This window comes from Pseudoalteromonas sp. S16_S37, from assembly GCF_014694405.1.
GTDB lineage: Bacteria > Pseudomonadota > Gammaproteobacteria > Enterobacterales > Alteromonadaceae > Pseudoalteromonas.
On sequence record NZ_JAAUWV010000032.1, the window covers coordinates 14,101 to 29,791 of the forward strand.

Sequence of the window (15,691 nt, forward strand, 5' to 3'; positions counted from 1 at the left end):
GATTGGGCCAAGAGAAGATTTCCCTTGGCCCGATACTATTAGTTAATCCAGCACTTTGGCGTCATTGGCTTTGTTTAACAAACCACGGCTTTGGCTTAAAAATTGTGCTGCGCTATCTGAGAAATACTGTTTAGCTTGAGTAAAGGCATCTATTAGTGCTTCTTTATCACCCCTTTGCAGCTTTTCTAAGGTACTGGCAAATGTGTCTTGGTAACTCGCCAACAACCCTTCTACATCATCAAATTGCGCCAACATAATATCAGAATATAGCTCTGGTGATTGTGCAAACAGACGACCAACCATCATCAGTTCCAACTGATAAATAGGAGATGAGCAACTTCTTAGCTCCTCCAGTGTGTGGCATTGTTTTGATAAAAATTGCCCATATACAAACGTCGTCAAGTGGCGCATCACCTGAATAATTTGCATCGCTTGGTCATGCTTTTTGGCATCAATTTCCACCAGTTGGCTGCCCCAAATATTGAGTTGTTGTAGTAACCCCTCACACTCTTGATGCATACGGCCATGACAAACCACAATGGTTTGTTTTACCCAATGAGAAATATCGGGGCCAAACATAGGGTGCAGACCCACAACGGGGCCACTATGTTTCTCTAACAGCACTTTCAACGGTTTTTGCTTTACCGACGTAATGTCAGCCAACACACAGTCTTGTGGTAATTCAGGTAAGCTATTGACTACGCTTTCAATGGCATTAATTGGCACGCTGATCATCACTAATTTAGCATCTGATAACAGCGATTGTGCTTGAGACTGTTGTGCCTTATCTAAAATTCGCACTTCATACCCTGAGCGCTCAAATTGTTTTGCAAAAAGCTGGCCCATGGCCCCTTCACCACCAACAATAACCACAGGTGATAATGATGGTGCAGCACACGCAAGTTTTCCTTGTTGATTCTCGTAGGCTTCTCGCATCATACGCCTAAGAATATCTTCCACTAAATCTGGATTAACACTTAATTTTTGCGCTTGCTCACGTCTTGACGCAATCAATTGCGCTTCACGCTCAGGCGCATGCAATGGCGCACCTGTTTGTTGTTTGATAATACCCACTTGTTCGGTTAGTGCGCGGCGCTTAGCCAACAAGTTAACTAACTCGGTATCGCATGCATCGATGCCTTGTCTTAGTTCGTTTAAATCCATTATGCTCGCCATTAGGTGTAAAGCAAAAATTACAGCAGTAAAAAATATGATACAGACAGTCTATCAAGATAGCTAAAATGAAGAAAGTGAAATGCGGTTATATGTTAGTTGAAATTTATGTGTTTACAAACCAAAACAGGCCACTCAAAGAGTGGCCTGTTTTTTTAGCGTGGTAAACGCGCGTATTAGTTAAGTTTCTCTTTAATACGTGCTGATTTACCTGAACGCTCGCGCAAGTAGTAAAGCTTAGCACGGCGAACTGCACCGCGACGCTTAACTGCAATGCTGCTGATTAGAGGGCTGTGCGTTTGGAATACACGTTCAACACCTTCACCGCTCGAGATTTTACGAACTGTGAAAGCTGAGTGTAGACCACGATTACGCTTAGCGATTACAACACCTTCAAAGGCCTGTAGACGCTCTTTTTCGCCTTCTTTTACACGTACCTGAACAACAACTGTGTCACCAGCGCCGAATGCAGGTATGTCTTGCTTAAGCTGTTCTGCTTCAAGCTCTTTAATAATATTTTGGTTTACTTTTGCCATTTTATTTCTCACATTCCTAGGTGTAACTGTCTTCTAGCCACAAGCTTTTTGGTACTCGTGCTGAAACTCAGCGAGTAGTGTCGCTTGCTCCTCAGTCAGAGCTAGGTTACGCAACAAGTCTGGACGTCGTAACCAAGTTCTGCCTAACGACTGCTTAGTGCGCCATTTGGCTATCTCTTGGTGGTTACCGCTGAGTAATACAGCAGGTACCTTTTTGCCATCCAATGTTTCTGGCCGAGTATAGTGAGGGCAATCTAACAAGCCATCCGAAAATGAGTCTTGCTCCGCAGATTGATTATGACCTAACACCCCTGGCACTAATCGCGCTACTGCATCGATTAATGTCATGGCTGGTAGTTCACCACCGCTGAGGATAAAATCACCAATGGACCATTCTTCATCTACATAAGACTCAATGATCCGCTCGTCTATACCTTCATAGCGACCAGCTACTAAAATCAATTTTTCAGACTTGGCCAATTCAGCCGCGCCTTGTTGATCTAGTTTTCGCCCTTGAGGGGACATATAAATTACTTTAGCGCCTTCTCCTGCCGCCGCTTTGGCTGCAAGTATTGCTTGCTGTAATGGCTGTACCATCATCAGCATGCCAGGACCACCACCGTAAGGTCTGTCATCCACTGTTCTATGCTTATCAGTGGCATAGTCTCGTGGATTCCAGCAGTTAAAATCGATTAAACCGTTTTTAACCGCACGGCCTGTAACGCCTTGTTGGGTTATTGCATCAAACATTTCAGGAAAGAGTGAAATCACTCCAACCCACAATGGTTTTTGCTGGCTCATTAAAAGCTTGGATCCCAATCAACAACAATTTGTTTTTCTTCGTGTTTTACTTCTTTAATAACCGAATCAGTTAAAAAAGGAATCAAACGCTCAGATTGACCAAATGCATCTTTTTTGTTTGCTTTCACAACCAAAACGTCATTTGACCCTGTCTCCATCAAGTCATCAACTTGCCCTAAGTCATAACCTTTATCGGTTACAACAGACATGCCGATGAGATCTCGCCAATAGAACTCCCCTTCAGGAAGCTCTGGCAGTTGCGCAGAATCTACTGAAATTTCCGCATTGGTGAATACCATTGCTTGATCTCTGTCGTTTACTTGCGCGAACTTGGCGATAAAGCCCTTGTTGTGGCGACGCCAGTCGCTTACTTCAAGGGTTTGCCATTTACCTTGTTGCCCTATCAACCATGGGCTGAAATCGAAGATCCCTTGGGGATCATCAGTAAATGAATGCACCTTAAGCCAGCCCTTAATACCATAAGGGGCACCAAGCTTACCTACTACAATAATCGAGGTGTTTTCTTGACTCATGGTTACACTTACGCCTATTAAGCCGCTTTACGAGCGTCTTTAACTAACTTAGCTACACGATCAGAAAGACCTGCACCTTGACCTACCCAGTGATCAACACGGGCAAGGTCTAGACGAAGTTTTTCTTCTTGACCAGCAGCGATAGGGTTAAAGAAACCTACTTTCTCGATGAAACGACCGTCACGCGAGAAACGGCTATCCGCAACCACAATTTGATAGAAAGGACGCTTCTTAGCGCCACCACGTTGCAAACGAATAGTTACCATACCGTCCTCTAAATAGATTGACTGTTTTCATTAATAAGATTTACTTCCCACTATTGGGAAGCTGGGGAATTGTACGAGTTTTTTTCAACAATGCAAGTAAGAATTGACTTTTCTGCCGTTGTCAGCGTTATTGGGCCCATATTGACCTCTGCGTACACTAAACAAGCACAAAAAATGCGGTAGGAGCGCCTCATTGTAACAGAGACGCTCGCAAATGAGTTTAAAATATATATTTCAGTTTCGCAGCAATATGCCTACCAGGCTGCGTATATTGGCTCAGGCTGGTGTTTTTATCTTGTCCTGCGACATCTTGATAAGAGACATATTCTTTATCAAATACATTAAATACCCCGCCATTAATTTGCCACTTACCAATTTGATAGTGTGCAAACAAGTCGGTTGTTCCCCACCCGCTGGTCTGTACCATACTTTCACTCGGCACCTTATCCATGTTTTTTGCGCCTCGAATAGCAGCTGTAACAGATAAATCACCGAACTCGTAACGTGCCTTGACATAACCATTTAGCGGACTAATTGATTCTATATATTGATTTGCCACGGTATCTTTACCATCCAGATAGGTAATACCCGTATCTATTGCAAAGCGGTCGTTTAGCCACAAGGTATAGCTGGCTTCAACCCCCTTAATTTCTACATCAGACAGGTTTTGGTATTGATAGTAAACCTTATTCACTCTTGGAATTTGAGTTGGCTGCGTTTTAACAACCTTAGAAGCAATAAAGCCGTCAAACTCAGTGTTGAATAGTGAAAGTACAAATTGATGATTATCAAAATCCCCTTTCAAGCCAAGCTCAATGCCTTGGCTATATTCTGGGTCAAGATCAGCGTTCGGTAAGATTTGATAAAACGGTTCTACACCGTGGCTTTGATATGCTTGATCGTGCGGCGGAATTTTAAAGCCTTCTGCATATTGTACATAAGCATGTAGGTTGCTGTTAACTGAATAAACTAAGCCCACCTTTGGAGAAAACGCGGTTTTATCGATATCTTTAAAATCTGCATCTGTATATAAAGTGCTATCTTTGGCCTGCATATCATAATGGTCCCAACGCACCGCCATTTGCAGTTCAAGCAATTCATCTACTAACGTCATATTAGTTTGCGCGAAAATACCCAACATGTTTGTATCGGCGCCAGGAAATGCCTTTTGCGGCTGGTTAGCAAAGAGCGTTTGTCCAGTTGCATCTAATCGAGTTTTAAAACGCGGACGAGTGGTGTCATAGCGCTCAAAATCAAACCCATAGACTAGCTGCTGTGCGAAACTGCCAGTCATTAGTTTTTTATCTAGCAACAGTTTGGCACCCCAAATTTGCTGCTCGAAGCGGTAATCATTATTATCGACATAGGCACCTGTGCGACCATTACCGGCTCTGATTTGCGCGCTTTTTTGCTCAAAATCGGTTAAGTAGATTTGCGCATCCAAGTTATCGTATAAAAAGGTTGCTGCTTTACTGTTGTAACCCAAAGAAAAAGAAAGACTGGTATTTTCATCTACCGTTTCTTGCGATGCTTTAGACACCACTTGATTGGTTTGCTGCTCAAAGTAATCAACTGTGGCTAATAAACTATCTGTGTTGTTTAAACGCTGTTGTGATTTTAAAACCACGGCATTGCTGTCGTAATCAAAGCCAGGCAGGTCCTCTACGTAGTTTTGCGTTTCTTCACCGTCTCGGCGAGTCAAAACAACAGACGTTGCATTATCACCAAAGCGTTTTGCGAACGTACCTGTGAGAGACGTTTCATCACTTAAACCATTAAAGCCTGCCTGAATACTTGCAAAGTATGACTGACCTGCCAAATAGTCTTCAGGTGATTTACTGGAAATAACGACAATACCACCTAGCGCATCAGAGCCATATAAAGATGACGCAGCCCCTTTGGCTACTTCGATTTGTCTAATGCCTTCGATGTCTAAATAGCCACGCCCTATTAACAAACCATTGCCACCTTGATAGGCATCATTGAGTCTGCGACCATCTTTAACATAAACCACGCGATTACCGCCCATGCCGCGAATATTCAACGCCTGTGCCTGCCCTGCATTTCCAGTAGCGCTAATGCCCGTTTGATAACGAAATGCAGAACTTAAATCTACCGCTAACTCATTGTCGATATCTTGCTCGGTAACCACATTAACGCTACCAGCAACATCCGATAGCTTTTGGTCTATACGCGAACCAGTTACTACGATTACATCGCTATTTTTTTCAAATTCTTCTGCCAACACACTGGTTGTGTTGGTCAGTGCCATAACCAAACCAAGAGAAATTGCCGTGTGCTTAAATACCATTTTTATACCTCAAACAGGGAAACGAGTCATTTGCCGACACTATAAAAGCATAAAAACCTAAATGCAAATGAAAATAGATATCACTTAGATATAGATTTGAGAACCTTTTTTATATACACTTCATGTATCAAAAAGCGCGTGCTTAACGAAGGGTGCTTAGAAACCACTACGCCCACAGCGCTTATCCGTAAGTCTTATAAAGAACGAGAAACAGATGAAGCAACGTATCTATCTATTTTTAACACTACTTATATTGAGTTATAACGCTCAGGCTGAACGATTAATTATCGCTGGCGGGACGTTGACAGATATTGTTTTTGCGCTCGGCGCTGGAGAACAAGTTGTTGCCATAGACACCTCAAGCACTTGGCCACAGCAAGCGCAATCGTTACCTAAAGTAGGCTACTACCGTGATTTAGCTGCTGAAGGCATTTTGGCACAAGCCCCTTCTCGCGTATTTGCCCTTGAAGGCAGTGGCCGACCAGAAGTATTAACACAAATAAAAAGTACGGGCGTACCCGTCAATCACTATCCAAAGCCAACGAAGGTAGCTGAATTATTTAGCCTTATTACCACCCTCGGCAAAGACTTAGACAAGCAAGAAAGTGCATCACAACTTATCAAGCAACTCAAACAACAGTTGCCACCAACACAAACAAAAACCCCTTATAAAGCACTGTTTATTTTGTCAGCCAGTGACAGAGGCGTATTAGTGGCAGGCAAAGAAACGGTGCCAGATGTTTTGTTCCGTTACGCGGGTATTGAAAACCTCGCAAATGAATCGGGCTTTAAACCCTACAATTTAGAATCTTTGTTAGCCAGCAACCCAGACTTTATCGTTGCGCCCAGCCATACCGTATACTCACTGGGTGGCAAACAAGCATTCTGTGCTCAAGCATCTCTTGCACTTATTCCTGCCGCTCAAAAATGTCGTGTTCTCGTGATGGACTCATTGATTTCAATCGGGATGACTTCTCGTTTACCCGAAGCCATTGCCACATTGACTAATTATGCTCAAAAGTCGCTATGAACAATATTGCTTACCCCTTACTTCATAACAAACAGCACATTCAGTGGTATTGGCTAAGCGCCATTACACTTGCCATGTTGGCTTGGTTATCGCTAAGCAGCGGCGCCATTGGCTGGAATTGGAAAATGCCAATTGTTTGGCTACTACCTGACGCTATGATCTCAGAGATAGAGCCTTTACATGTCAGTGTAATGACACAAATTCGCCTGCCCAGATTAGCACTCGCTATTTTAGTCGGTTCAGTACTAGCCAGTGCAGGCGCAGCAACACAAGCTCTTTGCAGAAATCCATTGGCTGATCCAAGTTTAATGGGTGTGACAGGAGGCGCAGCCATGGCCGCCGTTGCGGTTATAGCCCTGAGCGCAAAGCTGAGCTTTATTCACGAAGCGATGGTAGCACCTGCGGCTTTTATTGGGGCTGTGAGTGTGACGGCGTTAATTTATAAAGTAGCCAGTCACCAAGGACAAGTTCAGATCACCACGTTACTGCTTGCCGGTGTAGCTATTAATGCGATGGCCATGGCGGTCATTGGTTTATTTAGCTTTTTTGCCGATGACAGTGCATTGCGTTTAATGACCTATTGGCAAATGGGGTCGCTTGGTGGTGCCAGTTGGTCAGCCATGAAATATGCTGCACCGCTAATAATTGTCAGCGTATTGGTGTTATTTTTACTACGCAAAAAAATTAATGCGTTGATGCTTGGAGAACTTGAGGCCCGTCACCTTGGTGTTAACGTTAAAAAACTCAAAACACAAATCATCGTGATTGTTGCCTTAGGTGTTGGTGGTGCGGTTGCTTTAGCTGGCATGATTGGCTTTGTTGGTCTGTTAGTCCCTCATGTGGCACGCTTGCTCGTTGGCCCCGACTTGAGACGTATGCTGCCACTGAGCATGTTGCTTGGTTGCGTGCTGATGTTGCTTGCAGATTGGATATCACGTCTTATCGTAGCACCATCAGAGCTGCCCATTGGTATTGTAACCGCGCTGTTTGGTAGCCCATTTTTCGTGTATCAATTATTGAAGCAAAAGCGAGGTCAACATGCTTAGCTGTCAGCATTTATCTATTCAACGAGGTCAAAAAACCATCCTTGAAGACATCAACTTTACTCTAAAAGAGGGTGAGTTTACGGTGTTATTAGGCGAAAATGGTGCTGGCAAATCAACGTTGTTAAGCGCAATTTGCGGTGATATCCCTTTTGGAGGCGACATATTACTAGATGGCAAAGCGCTACACTCCTTGGACTATCAAACTCTGGCCACCAAGCGCGCGGTGCTTTTACAAAACAATCGCGTCAACTTTGCGTTTTCTGCCGCGCAGCTTATCGCTATGGGTCGCTACCCATATCATGAGCCATTGCATCAACAGACACAGGTGGTCAATAAACTGATAGCACAACTTAACCTCGAAAAGCTCGCCCCCAGAGATGTCACAGCATTATCGGGCGGAGAATTTCAACGCGTCCAGTTTGCTCGCTGCTTGGCGCAACTAGATGCCCATAAAAGCTCAACTCGCGCTAAACTGATGCTACTTGATGAACCAACATCGGCACTTGATATGCACCATCAGCACCTAACACTGTCTAAAGCAAAAGAGTTTGCACAACAAGGCAATACCGTTGTTGCGGTGTTACACGACTTAAACTTAACCTCTTTATACGCCGATCGTGTACTGCTATTAAACCAAGGCAAGCTAAGTCACGATGGCAAACCGCAAGAGGTTTTACAACACTCGGTTTTACAACCAATTTATAAAACAGATATGCAAATAACAACGCATCCAAATTATCAAATACCTATGATATTTTCAGAACCACAACGAGGAGTAACTCATGCGTGAACAAGCGGCTTTTGAAGCTAGAACGTTAGTCAGACAATCTAATGTTTGCGTAATTTCAACCATTTCTAAGAACCTAGCTGGTTACCCCTTTGGTTCGGTCTCACCTTTTATGAGTGATAACGAAGGCCGATTAATTTTTTACATTGCAGGTATCGCGCAGCACTCACGCAACTTATCAGAAGACAGTAAAATGTGCGCTACCGTGTTTGATGCAGCCGAACAAGGCGACCAAAATGCCCATGCACGAGTAACTGTGGTAGGCGATGCAGCACCTGTGCCTGTAGATGAACATGACGCCCTCTTGGCCCGCTATGAACGCCAATACCCCGAGGCCATAAGCTACCGCCAAGCTCATGATTTCCAGCTGTGGCGTATGGAAGTTAAACGCGTGCGCTATATCGGCGGCTTTGGTCATATTTTTTGGATTGAAAAAGATGAATGGCGACAAGCGCAACCACAATGGGATTTAAACGACGAAGCCAATATGGTTACCCATATGAATGATGACCACAGCGATGCTAATCGTCTGATCTTAAAGCTCACTCATGGCATTGATAGCGATAGCGTCACCATGACAACCATAGTCAGCGATGGCTGCTACTTGCGCGCCAACGAGAAAAACTACTATGTGCAATTTGAGAAAATCTGCTTAGATAGCACCAGTGTGCGTAAAGAGTTAGTTAGATTAACCAAAGCGGCGAGAGAGCAACTGGCTGAAGAAAGTGCCACTGAGCATAGTGAATAAAACCGTTAACTGGCGCATGTTGTCGGAGTTTAGCTATCACCGTGCGCCTCCTTACATAATTAAGCGAAATAAAACAATATGCTACCAACACCCTTTTAAGGCGAAACCATGTAAACTACAGCGACCGTATTTAGTTATTAGGTTCACAATGAAAAACGCACTTCTACCCGCCATGTTGGCAACCGCATTATTAAATATAGGTTGTCAAAGTATTCAAAATAAGCCCGCTATAAATGTACCAGAAGACTCCTATAACCTGAGAATTGCCACATTTAACGTGAGTATGGAAGCAACTAATTACAAAATGGGTCAGCACATCGACGCATCTGGCAACGCGTTAACCACAGCCTTAATCAGCGGTCAGTTCGAGCAAATCAATAATATTGCGCAGATAATTCAACGCACTCGTCCAGATGTAATTTTACTCAATGAATTTGATTACATCAGCGACCCAGAGCAAGGGATTAATCTTTTTAAAAAGCGATATTTAGAAGTATCACAAAATGGCTTTGCCCCCATCACTTACCCTTATGTTTACCTAGCCCCAGTAAACACTGGAGTCAATACGCCTTTATCGGGCGAAAATGCACGATTAACACACTTTGGTTTTGGCCATTATCCCGGCCAATATGGCATGGTGCTACTCTCAAAACTTCCCATTGATAGTAAGAATGTGCGTACTTTCCAACACTTTTTGTGGCAAGACATGCCTGATAACTTAATGCCCCAAGAGAAAGATGGACGCAGCTGGTATTCAGAACAAGAACGCAACATCATGCGACTATCTTCTAAATCACATTGGGATGTTCCTATCAAAGTATGCGGCAAGCAAATCAATATACTGGCAAGTCACCCAACACCGCCTGTATTTGATGGACCTGAAGATAGAAATGGTCGCAGAAACCACGATGAAATAAGAGTGTGGAAAGACTACATCAGTGAAACTGGCAACAGCTACCTGTATGACGATAATGGTCAATCAGGTGGTTTTAACGGTAGCTCATTCGTGATTTTGGGCGATTTAAACGCCAGTGCAGTTGATGGAGATGCACACCCTAAAGCCATCAGTCAGCTACTGGAGCACCCTCGGGTCAACAAATACCCTGCTCCCACCTCACAAGGAGGCTTACTGAATAAACCAAACAACAAAAATGCTGCAACTCACACGGCTCATTGGGGCATGAGAGCAGACTATGTGCTTCCCTCAGCTGATTTAACGCTCACCAACAGTGGCGTATTTTGGCCAACAAAAGATGAAGCTGGCGCTGAATTGGTCGCTGATAGAAGTGCATCTTCAGATCATAGATTAGTTTGGGTGGATATTGAGTTATCAATTGATACGCTACAATGCGAATGACCACCAAAGCGAATAATGCAGTGCGGTAGTCGCTACCGCGCTAGTTTATGTGCTAAAAAATCATAAACGGCTCTAATACGCCTGTTGCTGCGTAGCTCGCGATGGGCAACCAGCCACTGTTCACCAACAAAAGGAGCTATATCCGTGAACACACGGGTAACACAAGGCTCGTTATCACCAACTGATGTGGCCATGATCCCGATACCAAACCCCATTTTGACCATTTCCCATTGCACCAGATGGTTTTCACAAACAATCGAAAAGTTTTTATCTGTCACAGGGATCTCTCTTTTGTTCAGTTCATTAATCATCATATCGGTATGATCAAAACCAAGAAACGACAGCGAGTTAAAGTCGGTGGCATTAACAGAGCAATCGACACCAGCTAGGTAACTCGGTGACGCATAAAAGCCAAACTCCATGTCCTTAATACGCCTAGCGATTAAATCAGGTTGATGTGGCCGAAAGCCCCTGATAGCGATATCAGCTTCTCGTCTTGTTAAATCACTGGCGGCGTTTGAAGCAAGTAGCTGCAGGGAAATACCTGGATGTAACGCTCTAAACGGCAGCAATATTTGTGGCAATATAAAAGCCGATGTGGCTTCAGAAGCTGAGATCACCACGTTGCCCTCGATAGAATCAGACTGGCCTGACGCTGCTAGCGAAAATAGATTGGCCGCTTCGCTCATCGCTTCTACATGTTCAACTAATTTCAACCCGGTTGGTGTTAAGCTTAACCCTCGCCCAACCCGTTCAAACAAAGCAACACCCAACTCAGCTTCTAACGATGCAACTTGACGACCTAACGTCGGTTGAGTAAGCCCGAGTGCACGTGCGCCCGCTGACAAAGAACCTTCTCTGGCTGTAACCAAAAATGACCGCGCATGATTCCAATCAAAATTCACTGAACGCCAATCCATCCTGTCTCCATCGCTCTACTACCTTTTAAATCAATATACCAACCCATGCAAATATGTATATTTAAAATGCAATTTTCGGTCAATTAATATTAATTTGTGCATGCTAATATGCATCTAAATCCCTTTTACGGCTGGAGTCAACATGCCTACACATTCTTTTTTCTGGAATTGCATCGCCAACAATTACGCAAAACAACCGGTTGCCGACGAAATGTCATATCAAAAAAAACTAGATCACACTGAGCAATACCTTTCGAGCGACACACGTATGCTTGAATTTGGCTGTGGTACAGGTTCAACGGCGACATATCACGCTCCCAAAGTTAAACATGTTCACGCAACAGACTTTTCTTCAAAAATGCTTCAGATAGCAAAAGAAAAAGCAGACAGAGCTAATGTAACCAATATTAGTTTTGAGCAAACGCAACTGCTTGATCTCAAAAGCCCTGATGGCAGTTGGGACGTAGTACTGGGCATGAGTATTTTACACCTACTACACGATTGGCAAGCTCACATTGCCAAGGTATTTGAACTATTAAAGCCTGGTGGCGTTTTTGTGACGAGCACGGCCTGTATTGGTGATATGGGCACTCGGTTTAAATTATTTGCACCACTTTTTAAAGTGCTGCCATTTATGCCCAGTGTTCAAGTTTTTAGCCAAAAAGCATTAAAAGAGTCCTTAGAAAATGCTGGCTTTTCCATTGAATATGAGTGGTGCCCAGGCCCCAATAAAGCCGTATTTATGGTGGCTCGAAAACCCGAAGAGCACGATGCTAATGTAAAGTAAGCAGTTAAGCCTCCGCAGCGTATTTTACACCGCTGCGGCCAACTGCAACACACTATTTAGCGAGCAGCGGGTTGATAAACCTCCCCTTTTGCAAGATAACGCTGTGACCCCTTTTGCACATGCTTTTCATCGTATGTAAAAGTTTGTCTGGCATAACCGTTCCATGTGTCGTTGACTAAAGTGTCATGTTCATCGGTATTACGCATTTCAATTAATAAGCCCTGCATATTGTAGATAAAGTGAACTTTAGCTACGCCGTCAATGTTACGCGTCAATTGATTATTATTGTCATAGTACTCATGGCGCAACAGCTTTAACCCTGTGGTGTCCCACACTGACACTCGTTTATGAAAGCCATACTTCCCGTTAATGGGCTGGCCTTGTGCATCCGTAAACCAACGCTCAGTTAAATTGCCGTATTGATCATATTGCGCGTGCCAATGTACCGCCCCCGAATCGTGTATTGCAGGTTGCCCGTTAACGCCAAAAAACGCAATTTGAGTCCAATTATTCTTATCAAACGTATATTGCTCACCCGCTGTACCTGTTGGACCTAGCGCGGCCTTCCCCTGCTTATCGAGCACCTCCCAGCGCTCAAACCCCTGACGAGCGTTGTAAAAGTAACGATATTGCGCAGCCCCAGAGGCCGATGCTAACAAGTTGTGCTGCTCATCTAAGTTCTGCATTAATCGTAAATTTCCCCGCCCATCAAAAAGCAATCTAATACGCTCAAATTCAAAGCCAGGCCGATGAGGTTTAAGCTCGCCAGATTGGTTTACTCGGGTTTCAACAACACTGCCGTCACCAGGATGCGACCAATGATAAGCCGCCACCCCCCAGCTGTTTTCAATAGCCTCATTGTCTTTATTAAAAAACTTAAGACTCAGATAGCGTCCTTTGCCATCTTTTTGATAACGTTGTTCCCACACATCGCCCCATACCGTGACCTGGTTGCCAAACGAATCAAAAAAGCGATGTATTTCAAAACTATCCTGATACGTAATTTGAGTATGAACCGCGTGCACGTACAAAGATGGAATATTTTTATAATGCTTACCCAGCTTAGTTTTGATCTCGACCAAACGATTGTATCTATCATAACCTGCCTGAATATGAATACGCTTTTGTGCATCTTCTTTGCTAAGCGGTGTCGTGCCAATGAAGGGCTGATAAGGCGATTCCCAAAAATGAAAATCAGCATAATACTCAGTGCGATAAGGCTGCGACCAAACGTTCGCGCTCAGTGTTAAAAAAAGCCAAAAAATGATTCGAAACATGAAAATACTCCGGGTTAAAAAGTGCCCTTAACGTAACGCTCTCAAAGAAAGAGGCACAGTCATTTGCGAAATTCGGTCGCCCTTTTGCGGTTTTCGGTTTTTAACCTAAGGCTCTGCGCGCTATGATGCCATCAGGCCAAAATCATAATGAGGATAATATGTTCACCAGTCTTTTTATTCGTCGTTTTGCTTGGGGACAATTACTGCTATGGGGGGCGTTAGCGCTGTTAACCCGCTTTACTTGGCTTGATGTAAAACCCCCTGAGTGGATATGGATCTTCAGCTACATGGCATTAGGCGCACTTTTTTCGTCTTTATTATTCGTCGCTTACCAGCCCATACTGCGATGGCACGTCGCAGCTCAGCTAGCCATGGCCTTAGCGCTGTCAGTAGTTGCAGGGCTGGCTTGGCGAGCTAGCTTCAACGCGCTTGAGTACCATGTACTGGAATCTGCCAATAACAAGTTTCATTTTTGGGGCTATTTTCATAATGGTAAGTCAGCGGTCACGCAATTATTACTGTGGAGCTGTGGCTTTTGGCTTTGGCATTATCAAAAACGTACACAACTTCAATCTAAACAGCAGGACAAGTTACAGCAGCAAGCGCGTGATGCGCAGTTAAAGCTTTTACAATTTCAAATCGATCCGCACTTTTTGTTTAACGTGTTGGCAAGTGTAGACACCCTACTACTTAAAAAAGACAGCAACACCGCACGTAACATGCTGAATAAACTCAGCAGCTACCTTAGGCATACCTTGACACTTGAGCCTCCTCTTACTCAACCACTATCAAAAGAGCTAACGCGGTGCAGACACTATCTAGACATTGAAAAAATGCGCTTTGCCGATACCCTCTCGATAGAATGGCACGTACCAGAGTCTTTACCACAAGTGGCACTACCGACGGGCATACTTCTACCGCTACTAGAAAACGCGGTAAAACATGGTGCAGCGGCACAAACGTCACACTCGAGCATTGGTATTGCACTCGAAACCCAGCCCCATTCCCTTATAATTAAAATGAGTAATCCATGTGCTTCACTCAGCGCAGCCAAAAATATAAATAATAACAAAGGAACAGGCATGGGACTGTATAACACCAAGCAAAGGTTACAGACCTTTTACGGCAATTCGGCAACATTGGCATATGGCCAACAAGGCGACCTCTTTATTGTGACCATGACGGTACCTCTATGAAGCACCTAAAAGCCTTAATTGTTGACGATGAACCATTAGCCCGTGAAGCGCTTCGCCTGCGCCTAGAGGTTGCCAACGATATAGAAATAGTAGGCGAGGCTGACAATGGTGAAGACGCCTTATTGTTAGCTGCTCAGCAGCAACCCGATGTGGTGTTTCTAGACATTAATATGCCCAGGCTCTGCGGCATAGAAGCAGGTGCATTGCTCGCACAGTACTGTAACGCACACATCGTTTTTGTTAGTGCCTATCAAGAACATGCGATAGAAGCATTTCGCCTCAATGCCATCGATTACCTAACAAAACCGATTAACGATGAATTTTTTGCACAAACGCTTACTCGTCTGCGACAACGTCAAATAAATCATCCCAAAGATAAGCAGGTAATAACGCCTAAGCACCAGTACCTTAAACGAATAGCTCTCAAGGAAGGGGGCGAAACCCGCATGGTAGATACGCAAAGTATTATATCTGTGGAATCCGCTAATGATTATCTGTGTATCAAAGTTGCAAAACAGACCTTGGTAATACGTAAAACCATGAAGCAGTTGAGCGCATTGTTAGACCCGCAACAGTTTATACGATGTCACCGCTCCCATTTACTGAATATCAGCATGATAGAAAGCCTGAAGCAAACAGACGAAGGTGTATATCTGTGTTGCCAAGGACATATGCACCCAGTTAGCCGACGCTATCTTGGACAGGTTAAAACAAAATTGAAGGCTTTTTACCCCTAGTTAGTTATACAAAAATAACTGACGATGATAACGCCTGCCAACAACTTAGCTGCCCACTATTTGGTAGACGCTGTTTTAATGAGTGGGGCTCAGCCACTTCGCTCAAGCAACGGCTTGGTTTAGGTGGATATTGAGCTGCAAGTTGATAAGTCACAATGTGAGTGATTGCTAGGTGATTTAAGAGCT

16 protein-coding genes are annotated in these 15,691 nt (G+C 44.0%); 8 read left to right on the forward strand and 8 right to left on the reverse strand.

The window, feature by feature from the left end; all coding sequences use genetic code 11:
* Positions 1 to 42 precede the first annotated feature (42 nt).
* The 6 genes from tyrA to HC733_RS13980 form a co-directional block, all read right to left on the reverse strand.
* Complete coding sequence (tyrA, locus tag HC733_RS13955; protein WP_190365655.1) at positions 43 to 1,176, reverse strand: bifunctional chorismate mutase/prephenate dehydrogenase; 1,134 nt, start codon at positions 1,174 to 1,176, stop codon at positions 43 to 45.
* Positions 1,177 to 1,349: 173 nt separating this feature from the next.
* Positions 1,350 to 1,709, reverse strand: coding sequence for a 50S ribosomal protein L19 (gene rplS / locus HC733_RS13960; protein WP_190365656.1), 360 nt, complete (start codon positions 1,707 to 1,709; stop codon positions 1,350 to 1,352).
* 33 nt (positions 1,710 to 1,742) lie between these two features.
* Entirely contained in the window at positions 1,743 to 2,510 is a 768-nt protein-coding gene (gene trmD, locus HC733_RS13965; RefSeq protein ID WP_190365657.1) for a tRNA (guanosine(37)-N1)-methyltransferase TrmD, read from the reverse strand.
* Entirely contained in the window at positions 2,510 to 3,043 is a 534-nt protein-coding gene (gene rimM, locus HC733_RS13970) for a ribosome maturation factor RimM (RefSeq protein ID WP_190365658.1), read from the reverse strand. Before rimM ends, trmD begins: the two co-directional genes overlap by 1 nt.
* Positions 3,044 to 3,060: 17 nt before the next feature.
* Complete coding sequence (rpsP, locus tag HC733_RS13975; RefSeq protein ID WP_010382415.1) at positions 3,061 to 3,309, reverse strand: 30S ribosomal protein S16; 249 nt, start codon at positions 3,307 to 3,309, stop codon at positions 3,061 to 3,063.
* 220 nt (positions 3,310 to 3,529) lie between these two features.
* Positions 3,530 to 5,620: a TonB-dependent receptor domain-containing protein gene (locus HC733_RS13980; protein ID WP_190365659.1), complete on the reverse strand. Its 2,091-nt coding sequence runs from the start codon at positions 5,618 to 5,620 to the stop codon at positions 3,530 to 3,532.
* A gap of 214 nt (positions 5,621 to 5,834) precedes the next feature.
* Here HC733_RS13980 and HC733_RS13985 point away from each other — a divergent pair, with 214 nt between their 5' ends.
* From HC733_RS13985 to HC733_RS14005, 5 genes are all read left to right on the forward strand, one after another.
* Positions 5,835 to 6,650: a heme/hemin ABC transporter substrate-binding protein gene (locus HC733_RS13985; protein ID WP_190365660.1), complete on the forward strand. Its 816-nt coding sequence runs from the start codon at positions 5,835 to 5,837 to the stop codon at positions 6,648 to 6,650.
* Positions 6,647 to 7,696 carry a FecCD family ABC transporter permease gene (locus HC733_RS13990; protein WP_190365661.1) on the forward strand — a complete coding sequence of 350 codons (1,050 nt, stop codon included), beginning with the start codon at positions 6,647 to 6,649 and terminating at the stop codon, positions 7,694 to 7,696. Before HC733_RS13985 ends, HC733_RS13990 begins: the two co-directional genes overlap by 4 nt.
* Positions 7,689 to 8,486 (forward strand): heme ABC transporter ATP-binding protein, encoded by a 798-nt coding sequence (locus tag HC733_RS13995; protein ID WP_190365662.1) that lies wholly within the window; start codon positions 7,689 to 7,691, stop codon positions 8,484 to 8,486. The genes HC733_RS13990 and HC733_RS13995 overlap by 8 nt, the downstream gene beginning before the upstream one ends.
* Entirely contained in the window at positions 8,479 to 9,231 is a 753-nt protein-coding gene (locus HC733_RS14000) for a HugZ family pyridoxamine 5'-phosphate oxidase (RefSeq protein WP_190365663.1), read from the forward strand. The genes HC733_RS13995 and HC733_RS14000 overlap by 8 nt, the downstream gene beginning before the upstream one ends.
* Before the next feature lie 148 nt (positions 9,232 to 9,379).
* Positions 9,380 to 10,588: an endonuclease/exonuclease/phosphatase family protein gene (locus tag HC733_RS14005; protein WP_190365664.1), complete on the forward strand. Its 1,209-nt coding sequence runs from the start codon at positions 9,380 to 9,382 to the stop codon at positions 10,586 to 10,588.
* A gap of 32 nt (positions 10,589 to 10,620) precedes the next feature.
* Here the strand turns inward: HC733_RS14005 and HC733_RS14010 are convergent, their stop codons facing one another.
* The gene (locus HC733_RS14010) at positions 10,621 to 11,508 is read right to left on the reverse strand and encodes a LysR family transcriptional regulator (RefSeq protein ID WP_190365665.1); all 888 of its coding nucleotides are present in this window, start codon (positions 11,506 to 11,508) and stop codon (positions 10,621 to 10,623) included.
* Positions 11,509 to 11,650: 142 nt separating this feature from the next.
* Between HC733_RS14010 and HC733_RS14015 the strand changes: the two genes are divergently transcribed.
* Entirely contained in the window at positions 11,651 to 12,295 is a 645-nt protein-coding gene (locus tag HC733_RS14015) for a class I SAM-dependent methyltransferase (RefSeq protein WP_190365666.1), read from the forward strand.
* Positions 12,296 to 12,351: 56 nt separating this feature from the next.
* Here HC733_RS14015 and HC733_RS14020 read toward each other — a convergent pair whose 3' ends face one another.
* Entirely contained in the window at positions 12,352 to 13,572 is a 1,221-nt protein-coding gene (locus HC733_RS14020) for a hypothetical protein (RefSeq protein WP_190365667.1), read from the reverse strand.
* Between the two features lie 158 nt (positions 13,573 to 13,730).
* Here HC733_RS14020 and HC733_RS14025 point away from each other — a divergent pair, with 158 nt between their 5' ends.
* Both HC733_RS14025 and HC733_RS14030 read left to right on the forward strand, forming a co-directional pair.
* Positions 13,731 to 14,768, forward strand: a complete 1,038-nt coding sequence (locus HC733_RS14025) for a sensor histidine kinase (protein WP_190365668.1) — start codon at positions 13,731 to 13,733, stop codon at positions 14,766 to 14,768.
* A complete protein-coding gene (locus HC733_RS14030) occupies positions 14,765 to 15,505 on the forward strand; it encodes a LytR/AlgR family response regulator transcription factor (protein ID WP_190365669.1) in 741 nt (246 codons plus the stop codon). The genes HC733_RS14025 and HC733_RS14030 overlap by 4 nt, the downstream gene beginning before the upstream one ends.
* Positions 15,506 to 15,691: the final 186 nt, after the last annotated feature.